Below are 19,019 nucleotides of genomic sequence, written 5' to 3'. Positions count from 1 at the left end.
ACAAAATAAAACAGGATGAAGGTGTTCTTCATCCTGTTTTTGTGTGCTTAAAGGTTAGTTGGAGTCATCCTTTCTTCCTTTTAACATAAATGTGGCTGTAAGGGCTAGGCTGAGTCCTGCTAAGAATAGGAGTGGGTTGGACGCTTCTCCTGTTGCTGGAAGTTGTTCTTTAGGAGAATGATTTCCAGCTTTAGCAAGGCTCGGACTAGCTGGAAATTGTTCAGCCTCGTGTGCCAAGGTTTCTGTATCTGAAGCACTTGGTTTTTCCTCTGTGTTAGAGCTTGTTCCAGTAGCTTGATAGACGACAGCATAGGTACTGAAATGATTAGTGATGAATTCTACCTTTCCGTCTCGAACGGTGAAATCAAGGGCTTGCAACTCCTTGGTCGGAGTGATGTAGTAGATATTTTCGACGCTAGCTGAAATAGGCAAGCGAACCAAGACAGAGTCTTTTGGCTGCAAGCTATGATCGGTTGGATTTTTAAGCTGTAGATTGTAAGCATCATAGGTCTTGCCAAAGAGTTCTTGAGCTAGGACACGTCGGCTAGAAACGTGAGAAATTCCTTCTAAGTCGCTGGCTCCACCGATGATTTCTACTCCAGTCTCCTTATCTTTCAAGACTTGAACTGGATAGTCAGGAAGGCTAAGGGTTGGAGTGGCCTGATCTCCCAGAGTTCCGAAAGGCTCGGTGTACTCAGGTTTTTCAACAGTAGGTGCTTCCTCTTGACCTGCTGTTCCGATAGGTTCGGTGTATTCAGGAATTTCAACTGTTGGAGCTTCTTGTTCTCCTGCCGTTCCGATAGGTTTGGTGTATTCAGGTTTTTCAACAGTAGGAGTTTCCTCTTGACCTGCTGTTCCGATAGGTTCGGTGTATTCAGGCTTTTCTACAGTGGGTGGCACTTCTTGCCCTGCAGTCCCGATAGGCTCAGTGTACTCAGGTTTCTCGACAGTAGGAGCTGGTTCATCCCCCTTGCTTGTAGTTGGCTGCTTCTCATCAACTTTCTTTTCATCTTTTTTAGTAAAGACGGCTACGACAGGACTGCTAGTGGTAGTTCCTTGAATAGCATATGCTTCAATGGCATTTCCAGATTTGCGATTGGTTTCGTCAGGGATTGGGATTTGAACTTGATTGTCTTGGATTGATAGGATAGTCTGATTCCCACTTGTAACCAGATGCGTTTCATCCACCTTACGCAAAACTAGAGGATCTTTGACACCTGGGAAGGTCACTGCGATGGCTTCCCAATCTCCAGCTGGTAGGCTTAAGGAAATTTCTTTGTCATTTTCCTTAAGAGGTGCGATACTTGGGCTATCTAGACCAACAGCAGGTGCTTTGATGATATCAAAGGAGTCTAGAGAGATTTTCTTGCGACCTTCTGGCGAATCTGGGTCAACTTGTAATGTCAAGGTGTGCGGACCGTCAGTAAGGTTTGTAAATTCGCCAATAAAGGCTCTCTTTTCAGTTGCACCTGACGTATAGAAATCTAGGCTTGGCATTTCTTTACCATCTAATGTAACACGTGCTTGTCCAAGGGCAAGGCTCTTCAAACCATAGATACGAATGCCCGTTCCAGTAAAGGTAATGGTAGCCTGAGCTTCTGAAGCAGTACTTGAGTCGCTGTTGTTGATGTCAGCGTATTTTTCCGTACCACCGTAGAGTTCAGGGTCAGACCAGTCCTTAAACTGGGAACCATATTGGATGCGTGAATCACGATCATCCATTTTTTCAATCGTGTTGCCTGTTCCTGATAGAACCTTGAAGTAGTCTAATGAAATTTTCGAGCGTTCACTTCCACGTCCTTTGTGCTCACGTTTAACGCTAAGAGTCAATGTATGAGGTCCGTCTGACAATCCTGTAAAGCGGCCGATGAGGCTGCCTTTTTCAGTTGCCCCAGCAGTATGGAAATCAAGTTCTCCAACTTCTTTGCCGTCAATTTTAGCAGTAGCAAGACCTAGTTCAGATGATTTTAGTCCATAGATTTCGATACCAACACCATTGAAAGGAATAGTAGCAGTCACGTCTTGGTCTGTGTAGTCTCCTTTTGAAAGGTCAGCAAACTTCTCCGTTCCTCCAAATAATTCTGAGTCTGCCCAGTTTCCAAAGGCAGCTCCGTACTGGATACGACTGTCTCGGTCATCCATCAATTCACTAGGAGTTTCTACGGTTGCCTGTTCAGAGACTTGTGTGGAAACTTCGCCCAGCATAGCCTTGACAGTATAGGTGTAGGCGAGTTGAGGATTGAGTGATCGGTCGATAAAGTGGGTTTGATTGGTTACAAATTCTCTGGTCGCAGAGGTTTGGCCAGACGCGTCTTTCACTTTTCTTTGGATGACATAGTGGGTAGCGCCTTCTACTTGGTTGAAGGTGAGTTCGGCAGTGACTCCATTTTGTCGAACTGCTGTCAGACTGGTTATGCGACCAGGGAAATGTTCAAAGGTAATGACATCACCTTTTTGTGTTGCCAGTTGGATGCGGCCATCTTTGAGGACAGTTGCCTTGACTGCTTTGCCATTGACCTTAATCTGACTGGCTTCGATATTTGGATAATCTACAACCAGGTCTCCACCGACATTTGAAAGGAAGGACAAGCTTTGCAAGTTCTTATCTTTCCACTTCATGCTGACTTCAAAGTTTCCTCGAGCAACCAAGCCAGAAACCTGACCGTCTTTCCAGGCATCTGGAAGGGCTGGTAAGGGTGCAATATAGCCAGTATGAGATTGGAGGAGCATTTCTGCCATCCCACTGGTTGCTCCAAAGTTGCCGTCGATTTGGAAAGGCGCGTGGGTATCCCAAAGGTTTTCTAGGGTTGAATACTTGAGCTGTTCAGCGAGTAAGCGATGGGCACGGTTACCGTCCAGCAGACGAGCCCAAAGGTTGATTTTATTGGCCTTAGACCAACCTGTACCACCATCTCCACGGTGGTTCAAGGTAGCACGCGCAGCCTCTAGGTATTCAGCCTGGTCCTTGCTAAAGAGCGTACCTGGGAAGAGACCAACTAGATGGGAAACGTGACGGTGGTGATTTTCAATCCCTTCATTTGTGAATTGAGGATTGTCCTCCTCGTACCATTCCTTGATGCGTCCCTCTTTGTTGATGTGAAGCGGTTTTAGTTTGTCAAATTTAGCCTTGACCTCTGTGACTAAGTCTTGGTCGACATTCAGATGGTTGGCGACTTCCATGTAGTCGTGGAATAACTGCCAGACTAGCGATTGGTCAAAGGTATTTCCGATGGTAATGGTCCCGTGTTCAGGTGAGTAGGATGGAGAAGACACCCAACGGTCACTGGCCTTGTCATAGTGCAAGAAGGAGTTCCAGAACTTGGCAGTCTCCTTGAGCATTGGGTAAATCTTTTCTTTGAGATAAGTCTCATCCTTGGTGAATTTGTAGTAATCATAGACGTTTTGCATCATCCAAGCGTTAGCTGCTGGAGACCAACCCCAATAGTAATTCCAACCAGGAGTAGTCCAGCCAAATGGTGTTGCCTGGGTGTGGACCAGCCAACCATTTTCTTGTCCGTCTTTGGATTCGATGCCAGCGTATTCCTTGGCAGCGATACGACCATAGTAGCGCATGTCGTCAATGTAATTGATCATTGGCTTGGCTGTTTCAGCAAGGTTGCTCATGTAGGCTGGCCAATAGTTCATTTGCAAATTGACATTGAGGTGGTAGTCGGCGTTCCAAGGTGGATTGTCTACAGCATTCCAGACTCCTTGTAGGTTGGCAGGAAGAGCATCTGTCCGATCACGAGACGAACTGATGAGTAAATAACGTCCGTATTGGAAGAAGAGTTCTTCCAATTTTTGCCCTTTTTCTGGGTTATAGCCTTGAAGAGCCTCTTTTGTCGTTTGAGCAGTCTTGTTTCCACCTAGGTTCAGTTTAACGCGGTTAAAGAGACTTTTATAGTCCTTGATATGGGCCTTTTTAAGTGTCTCGTAGTCTTTGGCCTTAGCTGCTTCGACAATCCCTTTAACTGTTTTTTCGAGGTCAATGTCTTTTCGATAGTTGGTTTTTGGATTCTGAGCAAAGTTAGTCTTGGCACTGAGATAGAGGGTTGCATAACTTGCGCCTGTAACGGTCAGAGTTTCGTCCTGAACAGTCACCTTTCCGTCCGTTTTAATTCCTAGATAGGATGCAAATTTGAGGCCGTTATCTTTGACAGTTCCTTTTAGAAGGATTCCGTTTGCATCTGTAGTGACATGACCGTTCTTATAGTTGGAATATTCCCAAGAGTAGTTGCCATTAGCAAGCAAGTCTTCTGTCAAACTGTTCCAAAGGGTAAAGTCAAGTGTCTTGTTTCCTTTTTTGGTCAAGTGGGTCACAGTGACATCATCAGGATAACTGGAGAAAGTTTCGCGTTTGAAGGTTGTCCCATCTTGAGTGTAAGAAGTGGTCGTAGTGGCTTCGGTGATGTCTAGATTACGGTGATAATCAGTTACAGTATCTAGTCCTTTCTTCTGGTTATTAAAGACCATGAAGATATCACCAAAGGCTAGGTAACGTCCATACTGGGCGTTGTTTGGTCCAACTAGATTTTGTTCAGCTAGCTGTTTTGCTTTTTGGCGATCACCAGCTTCGAGGGCTTTACGTATCTCTGCTAAGACCTTGTAGCGATCCTTGTAGTTTCCTCCGTTATAGTCGGTGCTATCAGGTTGTGGTCCTCCTGACCAGAGGGTCTTTTCGTTGTACTGGATTCTCTCTTCCCCAATTAGTCCGAAAACCTTGGCTCCCATTTCTCCGTTTCCGACAGGAAGGGCTTGTTTTTCCCATCCATCATAGGAGGGAGCTGTTGGCTGATCGTAGTTGAGTTGATAGTTTTCTTGCTTTGTCACCGGCTGATCTGCTTTTTCAGGTTCCTTATTTTCTTTAGCTTCTACAATGGCTTCTTCACTAGCTTGACTATTTGTCGTCTGAGTCTCGTTAGCTGGCTTGCTTTCGGAAACTACTGGACTCTCGGCTAGAGGCGGATTTGTAGTTTCAGTCGTTTCAGTAGCTTTGGGTTCACTATCAGGCTTAGTGACAGCTTCGACAGAGGTTGGTTCAGTCTGCTTGACCTCAACACTGTCTGCGGCTACAGTGTGGTTGACTAGAAAAACGGCCCCCAGCAAAACAGAAGCAGTCCCAACCGTCAGCTTGCGGATGCTATAGCGACAGGATTTCTCCCAAAAGTGTTTTTTCATAAAACCCTCCTTTGTGTATTAGAAACCGCTTACATTTTATAAAGCAGTTTCGTTTAAATTGTTTCTATTTATCTCCTTACCTCCCATTCTAATGGTCACTTAGCATTTGTCAAGAGGTTTTTGGTGAAAAACATATTTGAGATTGCTTTTTCTTAAAAAAGTAGAAGAAAGAGAGGAAAGGGTGGAATTATTCGTAATTTCATAGTTCAATCTGATTGTTAGACTAGCTTAGAATTGGCTTAACCCCCTCTTGAAAGCGTAAAACAAACTAGTCAGGAAAGTCACTTTATGGTATAATATAGAAGACTCAAAAAGAAACAGGAGAAAAAGAATGGATTTACTTTTAGCAATTGTCTTGATTGTGCTAGCTTTTCTAGGGGGAGCTCTTGGAGGGATGTACTTGGCTCGTAAGCAAATCGAAAAAAAATATGCTGACAACCCACGTTTGAACGCTGACGCAGTTCGTGCTCTCTTGAGTGCAAATGGTCAAAAACCAAGCGAAGCCAAGGTACAACAAGTTTACCACCAAATCATCCGCCAACAAAAAGCAGCCCTTGCTAAGAACAAAAAGAAATAAATAGGAAAAGTCTGGGATGAAAGTTCCAGACTTCTCACTATGTTCAATAGTTCTCAAGGATAAGACTTTTTCCTTGCATTCTATTGATATTTGATTATGATTAAGAGAGAGGCAGTTGCCATTCTATCAAGCTGTCTATCCGTTCATTTAGGACGAGTAATTATGATGAACTATCAATCAGAAAAAAGACTAGAAAGAAGACTATATGGATAATCGACCAATTGGTTTTTTGGATTCGGGTGTCGGTGGCTTAACCGTTGTTCGTGAGCTCATGCGCCAGCTTCCCCATGAAGAAATCGTCTATATTGGAGATTCGGCACGGGCGCCCTATGGTCCCCGTCCTGCTGAGCAAATCCGTGAATATACTTGGCAGTTGGTTAACTTTCTCTTGACCAAGGATGTCAAAATGATTGTCATTGCTTGTAACACTGCGACTGCGGTCGTCTGGGAAGAAATCAAGGCCCAACTAGATATTCCTGTCCTAGGTGTGATTTTGCCGGGAGCTTCGGCAGCTATCAAGTCCAGTCAAGGTGGGAAAATCGGAGTAATTGGAACCCCCATGACAGTCCAATCAGATATCTACCGTCAGAAAATCCATGATCTGGATCCGGACTTACAGGTGGAGAGTTTGGCCTGTCCAAAGTTTGCCCCCTTGGTGGAGTCTGGTGCCCTGTCAACCAGTGTCACCAAGAAAGTGGTCTATGAAACCCTGCGACCCTTGGTTGGAAAGGTGGATAGCCTGATTTTGGGTTGTACCCATTACCCACTCCTTCGCCCCATCATCCAAAATGTCATGGGACCAAAGGTTCAGCTCATCGATAGTGGGGCAGAGTGTGTACGGGATATCTCGGTTTTGCTGAACTATTTTGAAATCAATCGTAGCCGAGATGCGGGACCTCTTCAACATCGTTTTTACACAACAGCCAATAGCCAAAGTTTTGCCCAAATTGGAGCAGAATGGCTGGAAAAAGAGATTCATGTGGAGCATGTAACTTTATGACAAACAAAATTTACGAATACAAGGATGACCAGGACTGGTATGTCGGTGTCTGGGATGTCTATGGAGGTATCTACAGCCTCATCAAAGATCCTCTCGAGCTTGATTTTATGGATTTAGCGCGGATTTTTCGTGACGAAGAAAATGGCTTTCCGATTACGATAACGGTGATGCGCTGGTCTTCTAACTTCCGTCTGCTCTCCTTTATCGTTGAGATTTTAAATGCTGAAGCAGGTCGCAATCTAGAAGTCATCCAACGTCAGGGAGCCCTGCTCTTGGTTGAAAATGGACAGCTTTTGCATGTCGAATTGCCTAAAGAAGGAGTCGATGTAGAAGCCTTCTTTGAAACTAACAAGGTCAGAGAAACTCTGCTCATTGCGACTCGTAACGAGGGCAAGACCAAGGAATTCCGAGCTATTTTTGACAAGTTAGGTTATGATGTGGAAAATCTCAATGACTATCCAGATCTACCTGAAGTAGCTGAAACAGGCATGACCTTTGAAGAAAATGCCCGCCTCAAGGCAGAAACCATTTCCCAATTAACAGGCAAGATGGTGCTAGCAGATGATTCAGGTCTCAAAGTCGATGTCCTCGGCGGTTTGCCAGGAGTCTGGTCAGCCCGTTTTGCAGGTGTGGGAGCAACTGATCGTGAAAACAATGCCAAACTCTTGCACGAATTGGCCATGGTCTTTGAACTCAAGGACCGCTCAGCCCAGTTCCATACAACCCTAGTCGTAGCTAGTCCAAACAAGGAAAGCTTGGTTGTCGAAGCTGACTGGCCAGGTTATATCAACTTTGAACCCAAGGGGGAAAATGGCTTTGGCTATGACCCGCTTTTCCTTGTGGGAGAGACAGGTAAGTCAGCAGCAGAATTAACCCTTGAAGAAAAAAATAGCCAATCCCACCGTGCCTTAGCCGTTAAGAAACTTTTGGAGGTATTTCCATCATGGCAAAGCAAACCATCATTGTAATGAGTGACTCCCATGGCGATAGCTTGATTGTCGAAGAAATTCGTGACCGCTATCTGGGGAAAGTCGATGCCATTTTTCACGATGGTGACTCTGAACTCCGTCCCGATTCTCCTCTTTGGGAAGGCATCCATGTCGTCAAAGGAAATATGGACTTTTATGCTGGCTACCCAGAACGTTTGGTGACTCAACTTGGTCCTACAAAGATCATCCAGACGCATGGACATTTGTTTGATATCAATTTCAACTTTCAAAAGTTGGACTACTGGGCTCAGGAAGAAGATGCCGATATCTGTCTCTATGGTCACTTGCATGTGCCAAATTCTTGGATGGAAGGCAAAACACTCTTTTTAAATCCAGGCTCCATCAGCCAACCACGAGGGACTATCAGAGAATGTCTCTATGCTCGAGTGGAGATTGATGACAGCTATTTTAAAGTAGACTTTTTGACACGTGACCATGAGGTTTATCCAGGCTTGTCCAAGGAGTTTGCTCGATGATTGCCAAGGAATTTGAAGCATTTTTATTGGAGCAGGAAGAGACTTTTCTTACCCCTGCTGAGAATCTAGCAGCCTTGATCGATACCCATAACGCTGACCATGCGATTTTAGTGTTGAGTCAAATCACCTATACCCGTATCCCTGTTGTGACTTTTGACAAACGCTTTGTCGGAACCATTGGTCTGAGAGACATTTTGGCTTATCAAATGGAGCAAGGTTTGACGGATGAACAGATGGCAACGACAGACATCGTCAATATGACCAAGACAGATGTGGCAGTCGTCGCTCCAGACTATAACATCACTGAAGTCCTCCATAAACTGGTAGATGAACCTTTCTTGCCAGTCGTAGATGGTGAAGGAATTTTCCAAGGAATCATCACGCGCAAGTCTATCCTCAAGGCCGTTAATGCCCTCTTGCATGACTTTAGTAAGGAATATGAGATTCGATGCAAATGAGAGATAGCATTTCAGCCTTTTTAGAGAAAAAGCAGGGCTTGTCTGCCAATTCAAAGCAGTCTTATAGGTATGATCTGGAGCAATTTTTAGATATGGTAGGGGAACGAATTTCTGAGACCAGTCTCAAGATTTATCAAGCTCAGCTAGCCAATCTAAAAATCAGCGCCCAAAAGCGAAAACTTTCGGCCTGCAACCAATTTCTCTACTTTCTCTATCGAAAAGGAGAAGTGGACAGCTTTTACCGTCTGGAATTAGCCAAACAAGCTGAAAAGAAGACTGAAAAACCAGAAATTCTAGACCTAGACTCTTTTTGGCAGGAAAGTAATTATCCAGAAGGACGCTTGCTGGCGCTCTTAATCCTAGAAATGGGACTCTTGCCAAGTGAGATTTTAGTCCTTAAGGTTGCAGATATCAATCTGGATTTTCAGGTGTTGCGAATCAGCAAGGCTTCCCAACAGAGGATTGTCACCATACCCACGACCTTGACTCCAGAATTGGAACCCTTGATGGGGCAGACCTATCTTTTTGAAAGGGGAGGGAAAGCATATTCTCGTCAGTGGGCCTTTCGTCAGCTGGAGTCCTTTGTCAAGGAGAAGGGGTTCCCAGCCTTATCAGCTCAAGCCTTACGGGAACAGTTCATTCTAAGACAAATAGAAAACAAGGTCGATTTGTACGAAATTGCAAAAAAACTAGGATTAAAAACAGTTCTGACCTTAGAAAAATATAGATAATGGATATTAAATTAAAAGATTTTGAAGGGCCCCTGGACCTGCTCTTGCACTTGGTTTCTAAGTACCAGATGGATATCTACGATGTGCCCATTACAGAAGTTATCGAACAGTATCTAGCCTATGTCTCAACCTTGCAGGCCATGCGTCTGGAAGTAACGGGCGAGTATATGGTTATGGCCAGTCAGCTCATGCTGATCAAGAGCCGCAAGCTCTTGCCAAAGGTAGCAGAAGTGACAGACTTAGAGGATGACCTGGAACAAGACCTTCTCTCTCAAATCGAAGAATACCGCAAGTTCAAGCTCTTGGGTGAGCGCTTGGAGGCTAAGCACCAAGATCGGGCTCAGTACTATTCCAAAGCGCCGACAGAGTTGATTTACGAAGATGCAGAGCTTGTACATGACAAGACGACCATTGACCTCTTTTTGGCTTTTTCAAATATCCTAGCCAAGAAAAAAGAGGAGTTCGCACAGAATCACACGACCATCCTGCGGGATGAGTATAAGATTGAGGACATGATGGTCATCGTAAAAGAGTCCTTGTCTGGACGAGACCAGTTGCGTTTGCAGGATTTGTTCAAGGAAGCCCAGAATGTTCAAGAGGTTATTACCCTCTTTTTGGCAACCCTAGAGTTAATCAAAACCCAGGAACTGATTCTCATGCAAGAGGAGAGTTTTGGAGATATCTATCTCATGGAAAAGAAGGAAGAAAGTCAAGAGGCACAAAGCTAGACTTGATAGAGAGGAAAGATGAGTACTTTAGCAGAAATAGAAGCGCTCTTGTTTGTAGCAGGTGAAGATGGGATTCGAGTCCGTCAGTTGGCTGAACTCCTCTCTCTGCCACCGACAGGCATCCAACAGAGTTTAGAAAAATTAGCCCAGAATTATGAAAAAGACCAAGATTCGAGCTTGTCCCTAATCGAGACAGGTGGTGCATACAGATTGGTCACCAAGCCTCAATTTGCAGCGATTTTGAAGGAATACTCCAAGGCACCCATCAACCAAAGTTTGTCTCGGGCTGCTCTTGAAACTTTGTCCATCATTGCCTACAAGCAGCCTATCACGCGGATAGAAATTGATGCTATCCGTGGGGTTAACTCGAGTGGGGCCTTGGCAAAGTTGCAGGCCTTTGACTTGATACGAGAAGATGGGAAAAAAGAAGTGTTGGGCCGCCCCAATCTCTATGTGACTACGGATTATTTCCTAGATTACATGGGGATTAACCATTTGGAAGAACTGCCAGTGATTGATGAGCTTGAGATTCAAGCCCAAGAAAGCCAATTATTTGGTGAAAGGATAGAAGAAGATGAGAATCAATAAATATATTGCCCACGCAGGTGTGGCCAGTAGGAGAAAAGCAGAAGAGTTGATCAAGCAAGGCTTGGTGACCGTCAACGGCCAAGTGGTGCGTGAACTAGCAACCACCATCAAGGCTGGTGATAAGGTCGAAGTTGAAGGTCAACCTATCTACAACGAAGAAAAGGTCTACTATCTGCTTAATAAACCACGTGGAGTGATTTCCAGTGTGACAGACGACAAGGGTCGTAAGACTGTTGTGGATCTCTTGCCCAATGTAAAAGAACGCATTTACCCAGTGGGACGTTTGGACTGGGATACATCAGGTGTTTTAATTTTGACCAATGATGGGGACTTTACGGATGAAATGATTCACCCCCGTAATGAGATTGACAAAGTCTATGTCGCGCGTGTTAAAGGTGTGGCCAATAAGGATAATCTCCGCCCCTTGACCCGTGGTCTTGAGATTGATGGCAAGAAAACCAAGCCTGCTGTCTATGAGATTCTCAAAGTGGATCCAGTCAAAAATCGCTCTGTGGTACAGTTGACCATCCACGAGGGGCGTAATCATCAGGTTAAAAAGATGTTTGAAGCCGTCGGTCTTCAAGTGGATAAGTTGTCTCGGACACGTTTTGGACACTTAGACTTGACAGGTCTTCGTCCAGGAGAATCCCGTCGCCTTAATAAAAAAGAAATCAGCCAACTACACACTATGGCTGTAACCAAGAAATAATGAAACGAATCTTAATAGCGCCAGTACGCTTTTACCAACGTTTTATCTCACCGGCCTTTCCACCCTCTTGTCGCTTTGAGCCGACTTGTTCCAACTACATGATTCAGGCTATTGAAAAACATGGCTTCAAGGGTGTTCTGATGGGCTTGGCTCGGATTTTACGTTGCCACCCCTGGTCGCCAATAGGAAAAGACCCCGTCCCAGACCACTTTTCCCTCAGACGAAATCAAGAAAAAAAATAACCCAACATCACCTGATGTTGGGTTTTCTTGTTTATTTCAAAGCTTTTTGAGCGTCTTCAATCATGAGTTTAGTTGATTCAAGTCCGCCTCCGCTTAGATACCAGAGGTCTGGTGTTAGTTGGATGATTTTACCATTTTTAGCAGCAGGAGTTTCAGCGATGAGGGCATTTTCTAGGACGCCATCGTTGCTTGAGTTGTCCCCACCAATGGCAAGGGTACGGTTGATGACAAAGAGGATGTCAGGATTGATTTCTTTGACACTTTCAAAGCTGACTTCTTGTCCGTGGCGAGAGTCTTCAAATTTGGTGTCAGTTGGCTTGAATTTTAAGGTTTGATACAAGAAAGAGAAACGAGATTGGGCACCAAAGGCAGCCATTTTTCCTTCATTGAGGAGGATAGCAAGGGCTTTTTTGTCAGAACTTTCGTTTTTAGTAGCGACTTCTTGGATGCTCTTATCTAGGTTAGCCAATTCTTGCTTGGCTTTCTGAGTGCCTGTTTCACCAAAGGCGCTTGCAAGGGATTCGATGTTGGTCTTGGTAGAAGTCCAGTAGTCGTCCTTACTTGCTTGGAAGAGAACGGTTGGAGCAATTTCTTTGAACTTGTCTACGAATTTTTGGGTACGTGGAGAAGCGATAATCAAATCCGGCTCAAGAGCAGCAATGGCTTCTAGGTCTGGCTCAACCATGGAACCCACATTGTTGACATTTCCTGTAAGATCTTTTAGGTAAGTCGGAACAGTTTTTGTAGGCATTCCGACGATATTCTTTTCAAAACCTAAAGCGCGAATAGTATCCGCAGCACCGAGGTCAAAGGTCACAATCTTTTCAGGAACCTTTGAAAGTTTGACCTCATCTAGTGAACTTTTAATGGTTATCTCTGTTGGAGCAGAGCTACTTGTCTCTGTCTGGCTATTGCTTGAATTTGTATTTGTACTACATGCACCAAGTAAGAGCAAGAAGCTGGCAGCTAGGGCAGTGAGATAAAGTTTAAGGGATGTTTTCATGATTTCTCCTTTTTAAAATATAGTAACGATTTAGGGAGTCTCTTATATAGGATTGTTAGCTAAGAGACAGAGGATTCTCTAACATGAGTTCAGAATAGTTAGCTATAGATACAGATCTTTTTGCCATTGATATCAGCCAGCGTGATGGGAATCTCATAAAGTTGACTGAGCAGGTCAGCCTGCATGATTTGAGCAGTCGTTCCCTTGCAAAAGACTTGACCGTCTTTAAAGGCAACAATTTCATCCGCATACTGGCTAGCCATGTTGATATCGTGGAGGACGATGATAATGGTTTTGCCAAGTTCCTCCACCAGTCGCCGAAGGATCTGCATCATGCTGACGCTTTGCTTGATATCGAGGTTGTTGAGCGGTTCGTCTAGCAAGATAAAGTCAGTATCCTGAGCTAGTACCATGGCGATAAAGACACGTTGCAACTGTCCACCAGACAGACTATCGATGTAGCGGTCTTTTAAGTTGGTCAGTTCCAGATAGTCCAGAGTTTCTCGGATTTTTTCCCAGTCCTCTGCCTTCAGTCGACCACGGCTGTAGGGAAAACGTCCAAAGCTGACCAGTTCTTCTACAGTCAATTTGGCTTGGTAATTGATCTTCTGCTTTAGGATGGTGAGCTCTTTGGCTAGTTCTTGCGAATTCCAGCTCTCGATTTCACGGCCTTTGATACTGAGAATTCCCTGATCTTTCTTGGTCAGTCTGCTCATAATGGAGAGGAGAGTTGATTTTCCAGCACCATTTGGACCAATGAAGGCTGTCAGTTTCTGAGGACTGACTTCAAGCGAAATGTCTTGCAAAATATCCTGTTTTTGAATGGATTTGTCAATGTTTTCCAGTTTCACCGACGCGCCCTCCTGTATAGTAAGATAAAGAATAAGAAGCCACCCACACTCTCAATGATCATGCTGATGCGAATTTCCAGCGCAAAGACTCGTTCGATGAGGGCTTGCCCCAAGGTTAAGCTAATAAATCCAATTAGAATGGCTAGGATAAAGAGCAACTTGTGCCGATAATCTTTGACAATCAGGTAAGTGAGATTGGCCAGCATAAAGCCGAAGAAGGCCATAGGCCCTACCAAGGCAGTGGCTGTTGAGGTCAAGAGCATGATGCCCCAGAGGAGTTCTCTCTGTTCTTTTTCAACATCGAGTCCAAGTATCTGAGCCGTTTCTCTTTGCAGGTGCAAGACATCCAGAACGACTGCTTTTCGAAAGAAAAAGATTGTCAAGGCGAGGATGATCAGAGAACCGATGGCTAGGATGGAAGTGTTGAGATGTTGAAAGGAGGCAAAGAGACTGTTCTGCAGTTTATCGTATTCATTTGGATCCATCAGAACTTGTAGGAAGGTACTGATATTTCGAAAGAGACTTCCGAGCGCTAGGCAGATTAGCAGAATGAAGACCAGATCTTGCTTCATCAGCGTTTTCAAGTAGCCTTGTAAGGCGAGAAAAAAGAGGGATTGAAGCAGAAGCAAGACTAGAAATTCTAAGACAGGAGACTTTCCAAGCTGTAGAAATTTGCTTTCAAATATCAGTAGCAGGGTTTGTAACAAGACATAGAAGGATTCGATTCCCAAAATACTTGGTGTCAGAAAGCGATTTTCCGTCAGGGTTTGAAAACTAATGGTCGAAATCCCTGTCGCGATGGCTACCAAGAGATAAACGATGATTTTTTGGGAACGCAACTTCCAGGCAAAGGCAGACAGATGGGTGAAGGGCCAAAAGTAGAGGAGACAAGCTCCGATGGCCAGAATAATGAGAAGGCAAAAGAGCTTGGTATGTTTGCTTTTAAACGGCATCTTTTTGTCCCCCTCTCCATAGAAGTAGGATAAAGACGAGGCTACCGATGATTCCTAGCAAGAGACTGACAGACAGCTCATAGGGCCGAATCAAGACTCGAGAGAGGATGTCGCAGGCAAGAACCAGATTGGCACCGACTAGAGCGACGACGAGTTTGGTTTGGCTCAGATTATCTCCATAGTGCTTGCGGACAAGATTGGGAACGATGACCCCGAGAAATGGCAAGGTACCCACGGTAATCATGGTGACACTTGTCGTTAGCGCGACTAGAAAGAGGGCCAGTTTTTCAAGTAGGGAGTAAGAAATCCCCAAACTTTCACTGGTTTCCTTGCCCAGATTCATGATGGTAAAGGTTTGGGATAATTTCCAAACGGTTATCAGGATGATGAGGCCTAAGAAGAGCCACTCATACTGATGGGTCTGAATCATGGAGAAGGAACCCTGGGTCCAAGCTGTCATACTCTGAACCAGATTGAAACGATAGGCGATAACTTCTGTGATAGAACCGATAATCCCACTATAGATGATCCCGATCAAGGGCAACATCCACCTTTCCTTTATAGAAAAAATAGTCATAAAGGCCAAGAAGAAGAGGGTAAATAAGATGGATGAGCCAAAAGCAAAGAGCATCTTTTGGGTCAGACTTGCAGACGGAAAGACAAAGAGGCTCAACACCATTCCCAGTTTGGCTGCTTCTGTCGTGCCAACTGTACTCGGAGCAGCAAATTGATTTTGAGTAATGGTCTGCATGAGGAGTCCTGCCATGCTCATGCTAGAGGCTGCAAGGAGAATACTGATGGTTCTTGGAAGACGCGACTCTTGAAAGAGAAGCCAGGTCTGTTGGTCAAAAGCAAAGAATTTTTCCCAAGAAAAATCACTGGTTCCAATGGTAATGGAGAGAAAGACCAGGAGTAGAAGTAAGCCTGTTAAAATATGAGAGAGTTTCATACCTCGTCCTTTCGTGTAGATTTGGTATAAAAATACCCTTGGAGATAATGTAACACGATTTTTTTAATCTGTCAATAAATTTTCTGACAATTTAATGTAAAAAGAAAGAAAAATTTCTGAAATTACATCTGCCCCTCTCTTTTATTGGAAAACTGAGTAAAAACCAATCCACCTTCCCACTATCCTTCTCCTATAAAAAGTGGTAAAATGGAGGACAGAAAGAAGGAACTGATATGACAACATTATTTTCAAAAATCAAAGAAGTAACAGAACTTGCTGCGATCTCAGGTCATGAAGCGCCTGTCCGGACTTATCTTCGTGAGAAGTTAACACCGCATGTGGATGAAGTAGTGACAGATGGCTTGGGCGGTATTTTTGGTATCAAGCATTCAGAAGATGCCGATGCACCGCGTGTTTTGGTCGCTTCTCACATGGACGAAGTTGGTTTTATGGTCAGTGAGATTAAGCCAGACGGAACCTTCCGTGTGGTTGAAATCGGTGGCTGGAACCCTATGGTGGTCAGCAGCCAACGCTTTAAACTCTTTACTCGTGACGGTCGTGAAATTCCAGTGATCTCAGGTTCTGTTCCTCCACATTTGACTCGTGGAACAGGTGGACCAACCATGCCAGCTATCTCTGATATCATTTTTGATGGTGGGTTTGCAGACAAGGCTGAGGCAGAAAGTTTTGGTATCCGTCCGGGTGACACGATTGTCCCTGATAGTTCCGCTATCTTGACAGCCAATGAAAAAAATATCATTTCAAAAGCTTGGGACAACCGCTACGGTGTTCTTATGGTTAGTGAGCTAGCAGAAGCTTTGTCAGGTCAAAAACTCGGAAATGAACTCTATCTTGGCTCTAACGTCCAAGAAGAAGTTGGGCTTCGTGGCGCTCATACTTCTACAACTAAGTTTGACCCAGAAGTCTTTCTGGCAGTTGACTGTTCACCTGCTGGTGATGTTTATGGTGGTCAAGGCAAGATTGGGGATGGAACTTTGATTCGTTTCTATGATCCAGGTCACTTGCTCCTCCCAGGTATGAAGGATTTCCTTTTGACAACGGCTGAAGAAGCAGGTATCAAGTACCAATACTACTGTGGAAAAGGTGGAACGGACGCTGGAGCAGCTCATCTGAAAAATGGTGGTGTCCCATCAACAACCATCGGTGTCTGCGCTCGTTATATCCACTCTCACCAAACTCTCTACGCGATGGATGACTTCCTAGAAGCTCAAGCTTTCTTGCAAGCCTTAGTGAAAAAATTAGATCGTTCAACAGTTGATTTGATTAAAAATTATTAAAGAATAAGAGAGGTGCGCGAAATGGCAGAAGCAAATCTAGAAAGCCTTATAAAAGACCTCTACAACCATGCCCGTCAGGGCTTGAGTGACGATTTAGTCGCTGCTCTCCTAGAGACTGCTAAGAAACTGCCTACTACAAATGAGCAGTTACTAGCAGTCCGTCTCTCAGGACTAGTCACCCGTGAATTGCTCATCAATCCCAAACACCCAGCACCTGAGTTGATCAACTTGGCTCGCTTTATCAAAAGGGAAGAAGCTAAGTACAGAGGAACCGCGGTTTCTGCTATTATGTTTGGAGAGCTATTTAAAATGCTTTGATTCACAATGGAATCAAAGCATTTTTTATATGTCAGAAAAAACATTTTTGATGAGGAAATGAAAAAGCCATCCCATTCAGGATAGCTTCTTGGCACTTATACTCAATGAAAATCAAAGAGCAAACTAGGAAACTAACCGCAGGTTGCTCAAAACATGGTTTTGAGGTTGTAGATGAAACTGACGAAGTCAGTAACCATACCTACGGCAAGGCGACGTTGACGTGGTTTGAAGAGATTTTCGAAGAGTATTAGATTTGTTCAGCAATGACCTTTTCGGCTAGATTCATAGCATGGTCAGACACACGAGTGTAGTGGGAAATGATGTCGATAAAGTTGACTCCAGCTTGTGTAGAACACTCACCTTTGTTAAGGCGTTTGATGTGAGTCTTTCTGAGAACGCGTTCCATATTGTTAATTTCTTTATGGCGTTCAATCAGATTTTGAGCTTTTTCAATATCATTGTTTTCTACACTATCAAGGGCATCCTTGATAAATGCAGTTGTTGCTTGATAAATCTCAGCTAATTCCTCTAAAGCAGCATCAGAAAACTGAACATTCTTACGTTGGAGGTAGTCTGTTAGGTTGAGAAGAGCTTCTGCGTGGTCCCCAATCCGTTCCAAATCACGAGATGAATCCAGAATGTTAGTCAACACTTCACTTTCCTTTTGGCTCAAGGATTCGCTTGAGAGTCTGATGAGGTAACGAGTGAGTTTTTCATCGATGGTGTTGATGGCTTCCTCTGTCTTGTGCCCTTTTTCAGCTACCTTTTCATCCAAACCGATGATATAGGTATAAGAAAGGTCAAAAGCTTTGGCTGCATAGTTTCCTAAGTGCAAAAGTTCTTTTTTGGCATTTCCTAGAGCGATAGAAGGAGATTGCTGGATAAGTTGCTCGTCGAGATAGAGGGGCTCGTACTTGACAACCTCGTCTTCACCAGGGATGAGCTTGGTTACAAAGTAGGCCAAGGCTCCGATGAACGGAAATTGTACAATGGTGTTACTTACGTTAAAGGCACCGTGAGAGAAGGCGATGGTCATCTCAGGTGAGAGGTGAAGGAGTGCCTGGAAGTACTCGATCATAGCAGTAAAGGGGCCTAATAAGATTAAGCAAAGAATAGTCCCTAAAACGTTAAAGGTAACGTGGGTTGCCGCAACGCGCTTTGCAGAGACATTGGCTCCAGCTGCTGCGATGATAACTGTTAGGGTTGTCCCGATATTATCCCCGAAGAGAACTGGTAGTGAACCTTTAAGGTCAAGGAACCCACCTGCATAGAGGCCTTGCAGAATCCCGATTGTAGCCGAGGAAGCCTGGATGAGGACGGTAATCACTGCACCAGCTACCACTCCTAAAATAGGATTTTGTCCCAAGGTTACCATATATTCCTTGAATTGTGGTAAATCTTTAAGTGGGCTCATACCGGCACTGATGAGGTTAAGGGCGTAGAAGATTCCCCCAACACCAAACAGGATGCGCCCGATATTGTTTGCTGTTCTGTTTTTTGTGAAGAAGAGGAACATGGTTCCAAGGAAAATCAAGGGTAAAGCATACTCGCCAAGCTTGAAACCGATGATAAAGGAAGTAACGGTGGTTCCGATGTTGGCTCCCATGATAATTCCGATAGCCTGTCTAAGAGTGAGAAGACTAGCGCTGACCAGCCCAACCGTGATAACTGTAACCCCTGTACTTGACTGAATCAGGGCAGTCACGACGATTCCGACTAGAACGCCTAAAAAGGGATTGCTAGTGTACTTGTCAATGTAAAAACGAAGGCGATCTCCAGCAGCTTGTTGCAAACCGTCTCCCATGGTCTTGATACTGTATAAAAACAGTCCTAGACCTCCTAAAAAGTGAAATAAAATTTCCTGCCAATTAATGGACATTTCTTTTTCCTCCGGAAAATAATAACGGAATTTCTCCTATTCTATTTTAAAGGATAAAAGTAAATCTCACAAGTGTTTAGCTGAAATTTTCA

General features: G+C 44.3%; 19 protein-coding genes. 13 read left to right on the top strand and 6 right to left on the bottom strand.

All coding sequences use genetic code 11. From position 1 onward, the window contains the following. Positions 1-54: 54 nt before the first annotated feature. Positions 55-5,178: an SIALI-17 repeat-containing surface protein gene (locus O3652_RS07700; protein ID WP_371590249.1), complete on the bottom strand. Its 5,124-nt coding sequence runs from the start codon at positions 5,176-5,178 to the stop codon at positions 55-57. Positions 5,179-5,509: 331 nt separating this feature from the next. Between O3652_RS07700 and O3652_RS07695 the strand changes: the two genes are divergently transcribed. The 10 genes from O3652_RS07695 to yidD all read left to right on the top strand — a co-directional run bounded on the left by O3652_RS07695 (position 5,510) and on the right by yidD (position 11,676). Continuing rightward, entirely contained in the window at positions 5,510-5,755 is a 246-nt protein-coding gene (locus O3652_RS07695) for a YneF family protein (RefSeq protein ID WP_308697381.1), read from the top strand. A 205-nt stretch (positions 5,756-5,960) separates the two neighbouring features. Beyond that, complete coding sequence (gene racE, locus O3652_RS07690) at positions 5,961-6,755, top strand: glutamate racemase (protein WP_000370379.1); 795 nt, start codon at positions 5,961-5,963, stop codon at positions 6,753-6,755. Further along, a complete protein-coding gene (locus O3652_RS07685; protein ID WP_371590247.1) occupies positions 6,713-7,723 on the top strand; it encodes a nucleoside-triphosphate diphosphatase in 1,011 nt (336 codons plus the stop codon). The genes racE and O3652_RS07685 overlap by 43 nt, the downstream gene beginning before the upstream one ends. Beyond that, positions 7,699-8,220, top strand: a complete 522-nt coding sequence (locus tag O3652_RS07680) for a metallophosphoesterase (protein ID WP_049489957.1) — start codon at positions 7,699-7,701, stop codon at positions 8,218-8,220. Before O3652_RS07685 ends, O3652_RS07680 begins: the two co-directional genes overlap by 25 nt. Continuing rightward, positions 8,217-8,678, top strand: coding sequence for a cyclic-di-AMP-binding protein CbpB (cbpB, locus tag O3652_RS07675; protein ID WP_000560697.1), 462 nt, complete (start codon positions 8,217-8,219; stop codon positions 8,676-8,678). Before O3652_RS07680 ends, cbpB begins: the two co-directional genes overlap by 4 nt. Continuing rightward, complete coding sequence (xerD, locus tag O3652_RS07670) at positions 8,675-9,409, top strand: site-specific tyrosine recombinase XerD (RefSeq protein WP_312023193.1); 735 nt, start codon at positions 8,675-8,677, stop codon at positions 9,407-9,409. Before cbpB ends, xerD begins: the two co-directional genes overlap by 4 nt. After that, the gene (locus O3652_RS07665; RefSeq protein ID WP_125457265.1) at positions 9,409-10,137 is read left to right on the top strand and encodes a segregation/condensation protein A; all 729 of its coding nucleotides are present in this window, start codon (positions 9,409-9,411) and stop codon (positions 10,135-10,137) included. Before xerD ends, O3652_RS07665 begins: the two co-directional genes overlap by 1 nt. An 18-nt stretch (positions 10,138-10,155) precedes the next feature. Then, on the top strand, positions 10,156-10,725 hold the full coding sequence (gene scpB / locus O3652_RS07660; RefSeq protein ID WP_371590246.1) for an SMC-Scp complex subunit ScpB: 570 nt from the start codon (positions 10,156-10,158) through the stop codon (positions 10,723-10,725). Beyond that, entirely contained in the window at positions 10,712-11,434 is a 723-nt protein-coding gene (locus O3652_RS07655) for a pseudouridine synthase (protein ID WP_001222211.1), read from the top strand. Before scpB ends, O3652_RS07655 begins: the two co-directional genes overlap by 14 nt. Beyond that, the gene (gene yidD, locus O3652_RS07650; protein ID WP_000821631.1) at positions 11,434-11,676 is read left to right on the top strand and encodes a membrane protein insertion efficiency factor YidD; all 243 of its coding nucleotides are present in this window, start codon (positions 11,434-11,436) and stop codon (positions 11,674-11,676) included. The genes O3652_RS07655 and yidD overlap by 1 nt, the downstream gene beginning before the upstream one ends. A 31-nt stretch (positions 11,677-11,707) precedes the next feature. Here yidD and O3652_RS07645 read toward each other — a convergent pair whose 3' ends face one another. The 4 genes from O3652_RS07645 to O3652_RS07630 all read right to left on the bottom strand — a co-directional run bounded on the left by O3652_RS07645 (position 11,708) and on the right by O3652_RS07630 (position 15,432). Next, positions 11,708-12,679 carry a siderophore ABC transporter substrate-binding protein gene (locus O3652_RS07645; RefSeq protein WP_000858272.1) on the bottom strand — a complete coding sequence of 324 codons (972 nt, stop codon included), beginning with the start codon at positions 12,677-12,679 and terminating at the stop codon, positions 11,708-11,710. 98 nt (positions 12,680-12,777) lie between these two features. Next, positions 12,778-13,530, bottom strand: coding sequence for an ABC transporter ATP-binding protein (locus tag O3652_RS07640; RefSeq protein ID WP_000764283.1), 753 nt, complete (start codon positions 13,528-13,530; stop codon positions 12,778-12,780). Next, positions 13,527-14,483, bottom strand: a complete 957-nt coding sequence (locus tag O3652_RS07635) for an iron chelate uptake ABC transporter family permease subunit (RefSeq protein WP_371590245.1) — start codon at positions 14,481-14,483, stop codon at positions 13,527-13,529. The genes O3652_RS07640 and O3652_RS07635 overlap by 4 nt, the downstream gene beginning before the upstream one ends. Then, positions 14,473-15,432 carry an ABC transporter permease gene (locus tag O3652_RS07630; protein WP_371590244.1) on the bottom strand — a complete coding sequence of 320 codons (960 nt, stop codon included), beginning with the start codon at positions 15,430-15,432 and terminating at the stop codon, positions 14,473-14,475. The genes O3652_RS07635 and O3652_RS07630 overlap by 11 nt, the downstream gene beginning before the upstream one ends. A 233-nt stretch (positions 15,433-15,665) precedes the next feature. On the opposite strand from O3652_RS07630, the gene pepA reads away from it, so the two are divergent. From pepA to O3652_RS07615, 3 genes are all read left to right on the top strand, one after another. Then, positions 15,666-16,730, top strand: coding sequence for a glutamyl aminopeptidase (pepA, locus tag O3652_RS07625; RefSeq protein ID WP_371590243.1), 1,065 nt, complete (start codon positions 15,666-15,668; stop codon positions 16,728-16,730). A gap of 21 nt (positions 16,731-16,751) precedes the next feature. Continuing rightward, on the top strand, positions 16,752-17,048 hold the full coding sequence (locus tag O3652_RS07620; protein WP_371590242.1) for a bacteriocin immunity protein: 297 nt from the start codon (positions 16,752-16,754) through the stop codon (positions 17,046-17,048). Positions 17,049-17,152: 104 nt separating this feature from the next. Next, a complete protein-coding gene (locus tag O3652_RS07615) occupies positions 17,153-17,299 on the top strand; it encodes a hypothetical protein (RefSeq protein ID WP_049519845.1) in 147 nt (48 codons plus the stop codon). Here O3652_RS07615 and O3652_RS07610 read toward each other — a convergent pair. Further along, positions 17,296-18,927: a Na/Pi cotransporter family protein gene (locus O3652_RS07610; RefSeq protein WP_371590241.1), complete on the bottom strand. Its 1,632-nt coding sequence runs from the start codon at positions 18,925-18,927 to the stop codon at positions 17,296-17,298. The genes O3652_RS07615 and O3652_RS07610 overlap by 4 nt on opposite strands. Positions 18,928-19,019: the final 92 nt, after the last annotated feature.

The organism is Streptococcus sp. 27098_8_23, assembly GCF_041432195.1.
Classification (GTDB): Bacteria; Bacillota; Bacilli; order Lactobacillales; family Streptococcaceae; genus Streptococcus.
The sequence above is the reverse complement of the archived record's forward strand: the minus strand, read 5'-3'. Positions and strand labels throughout refer to the sequence as shown.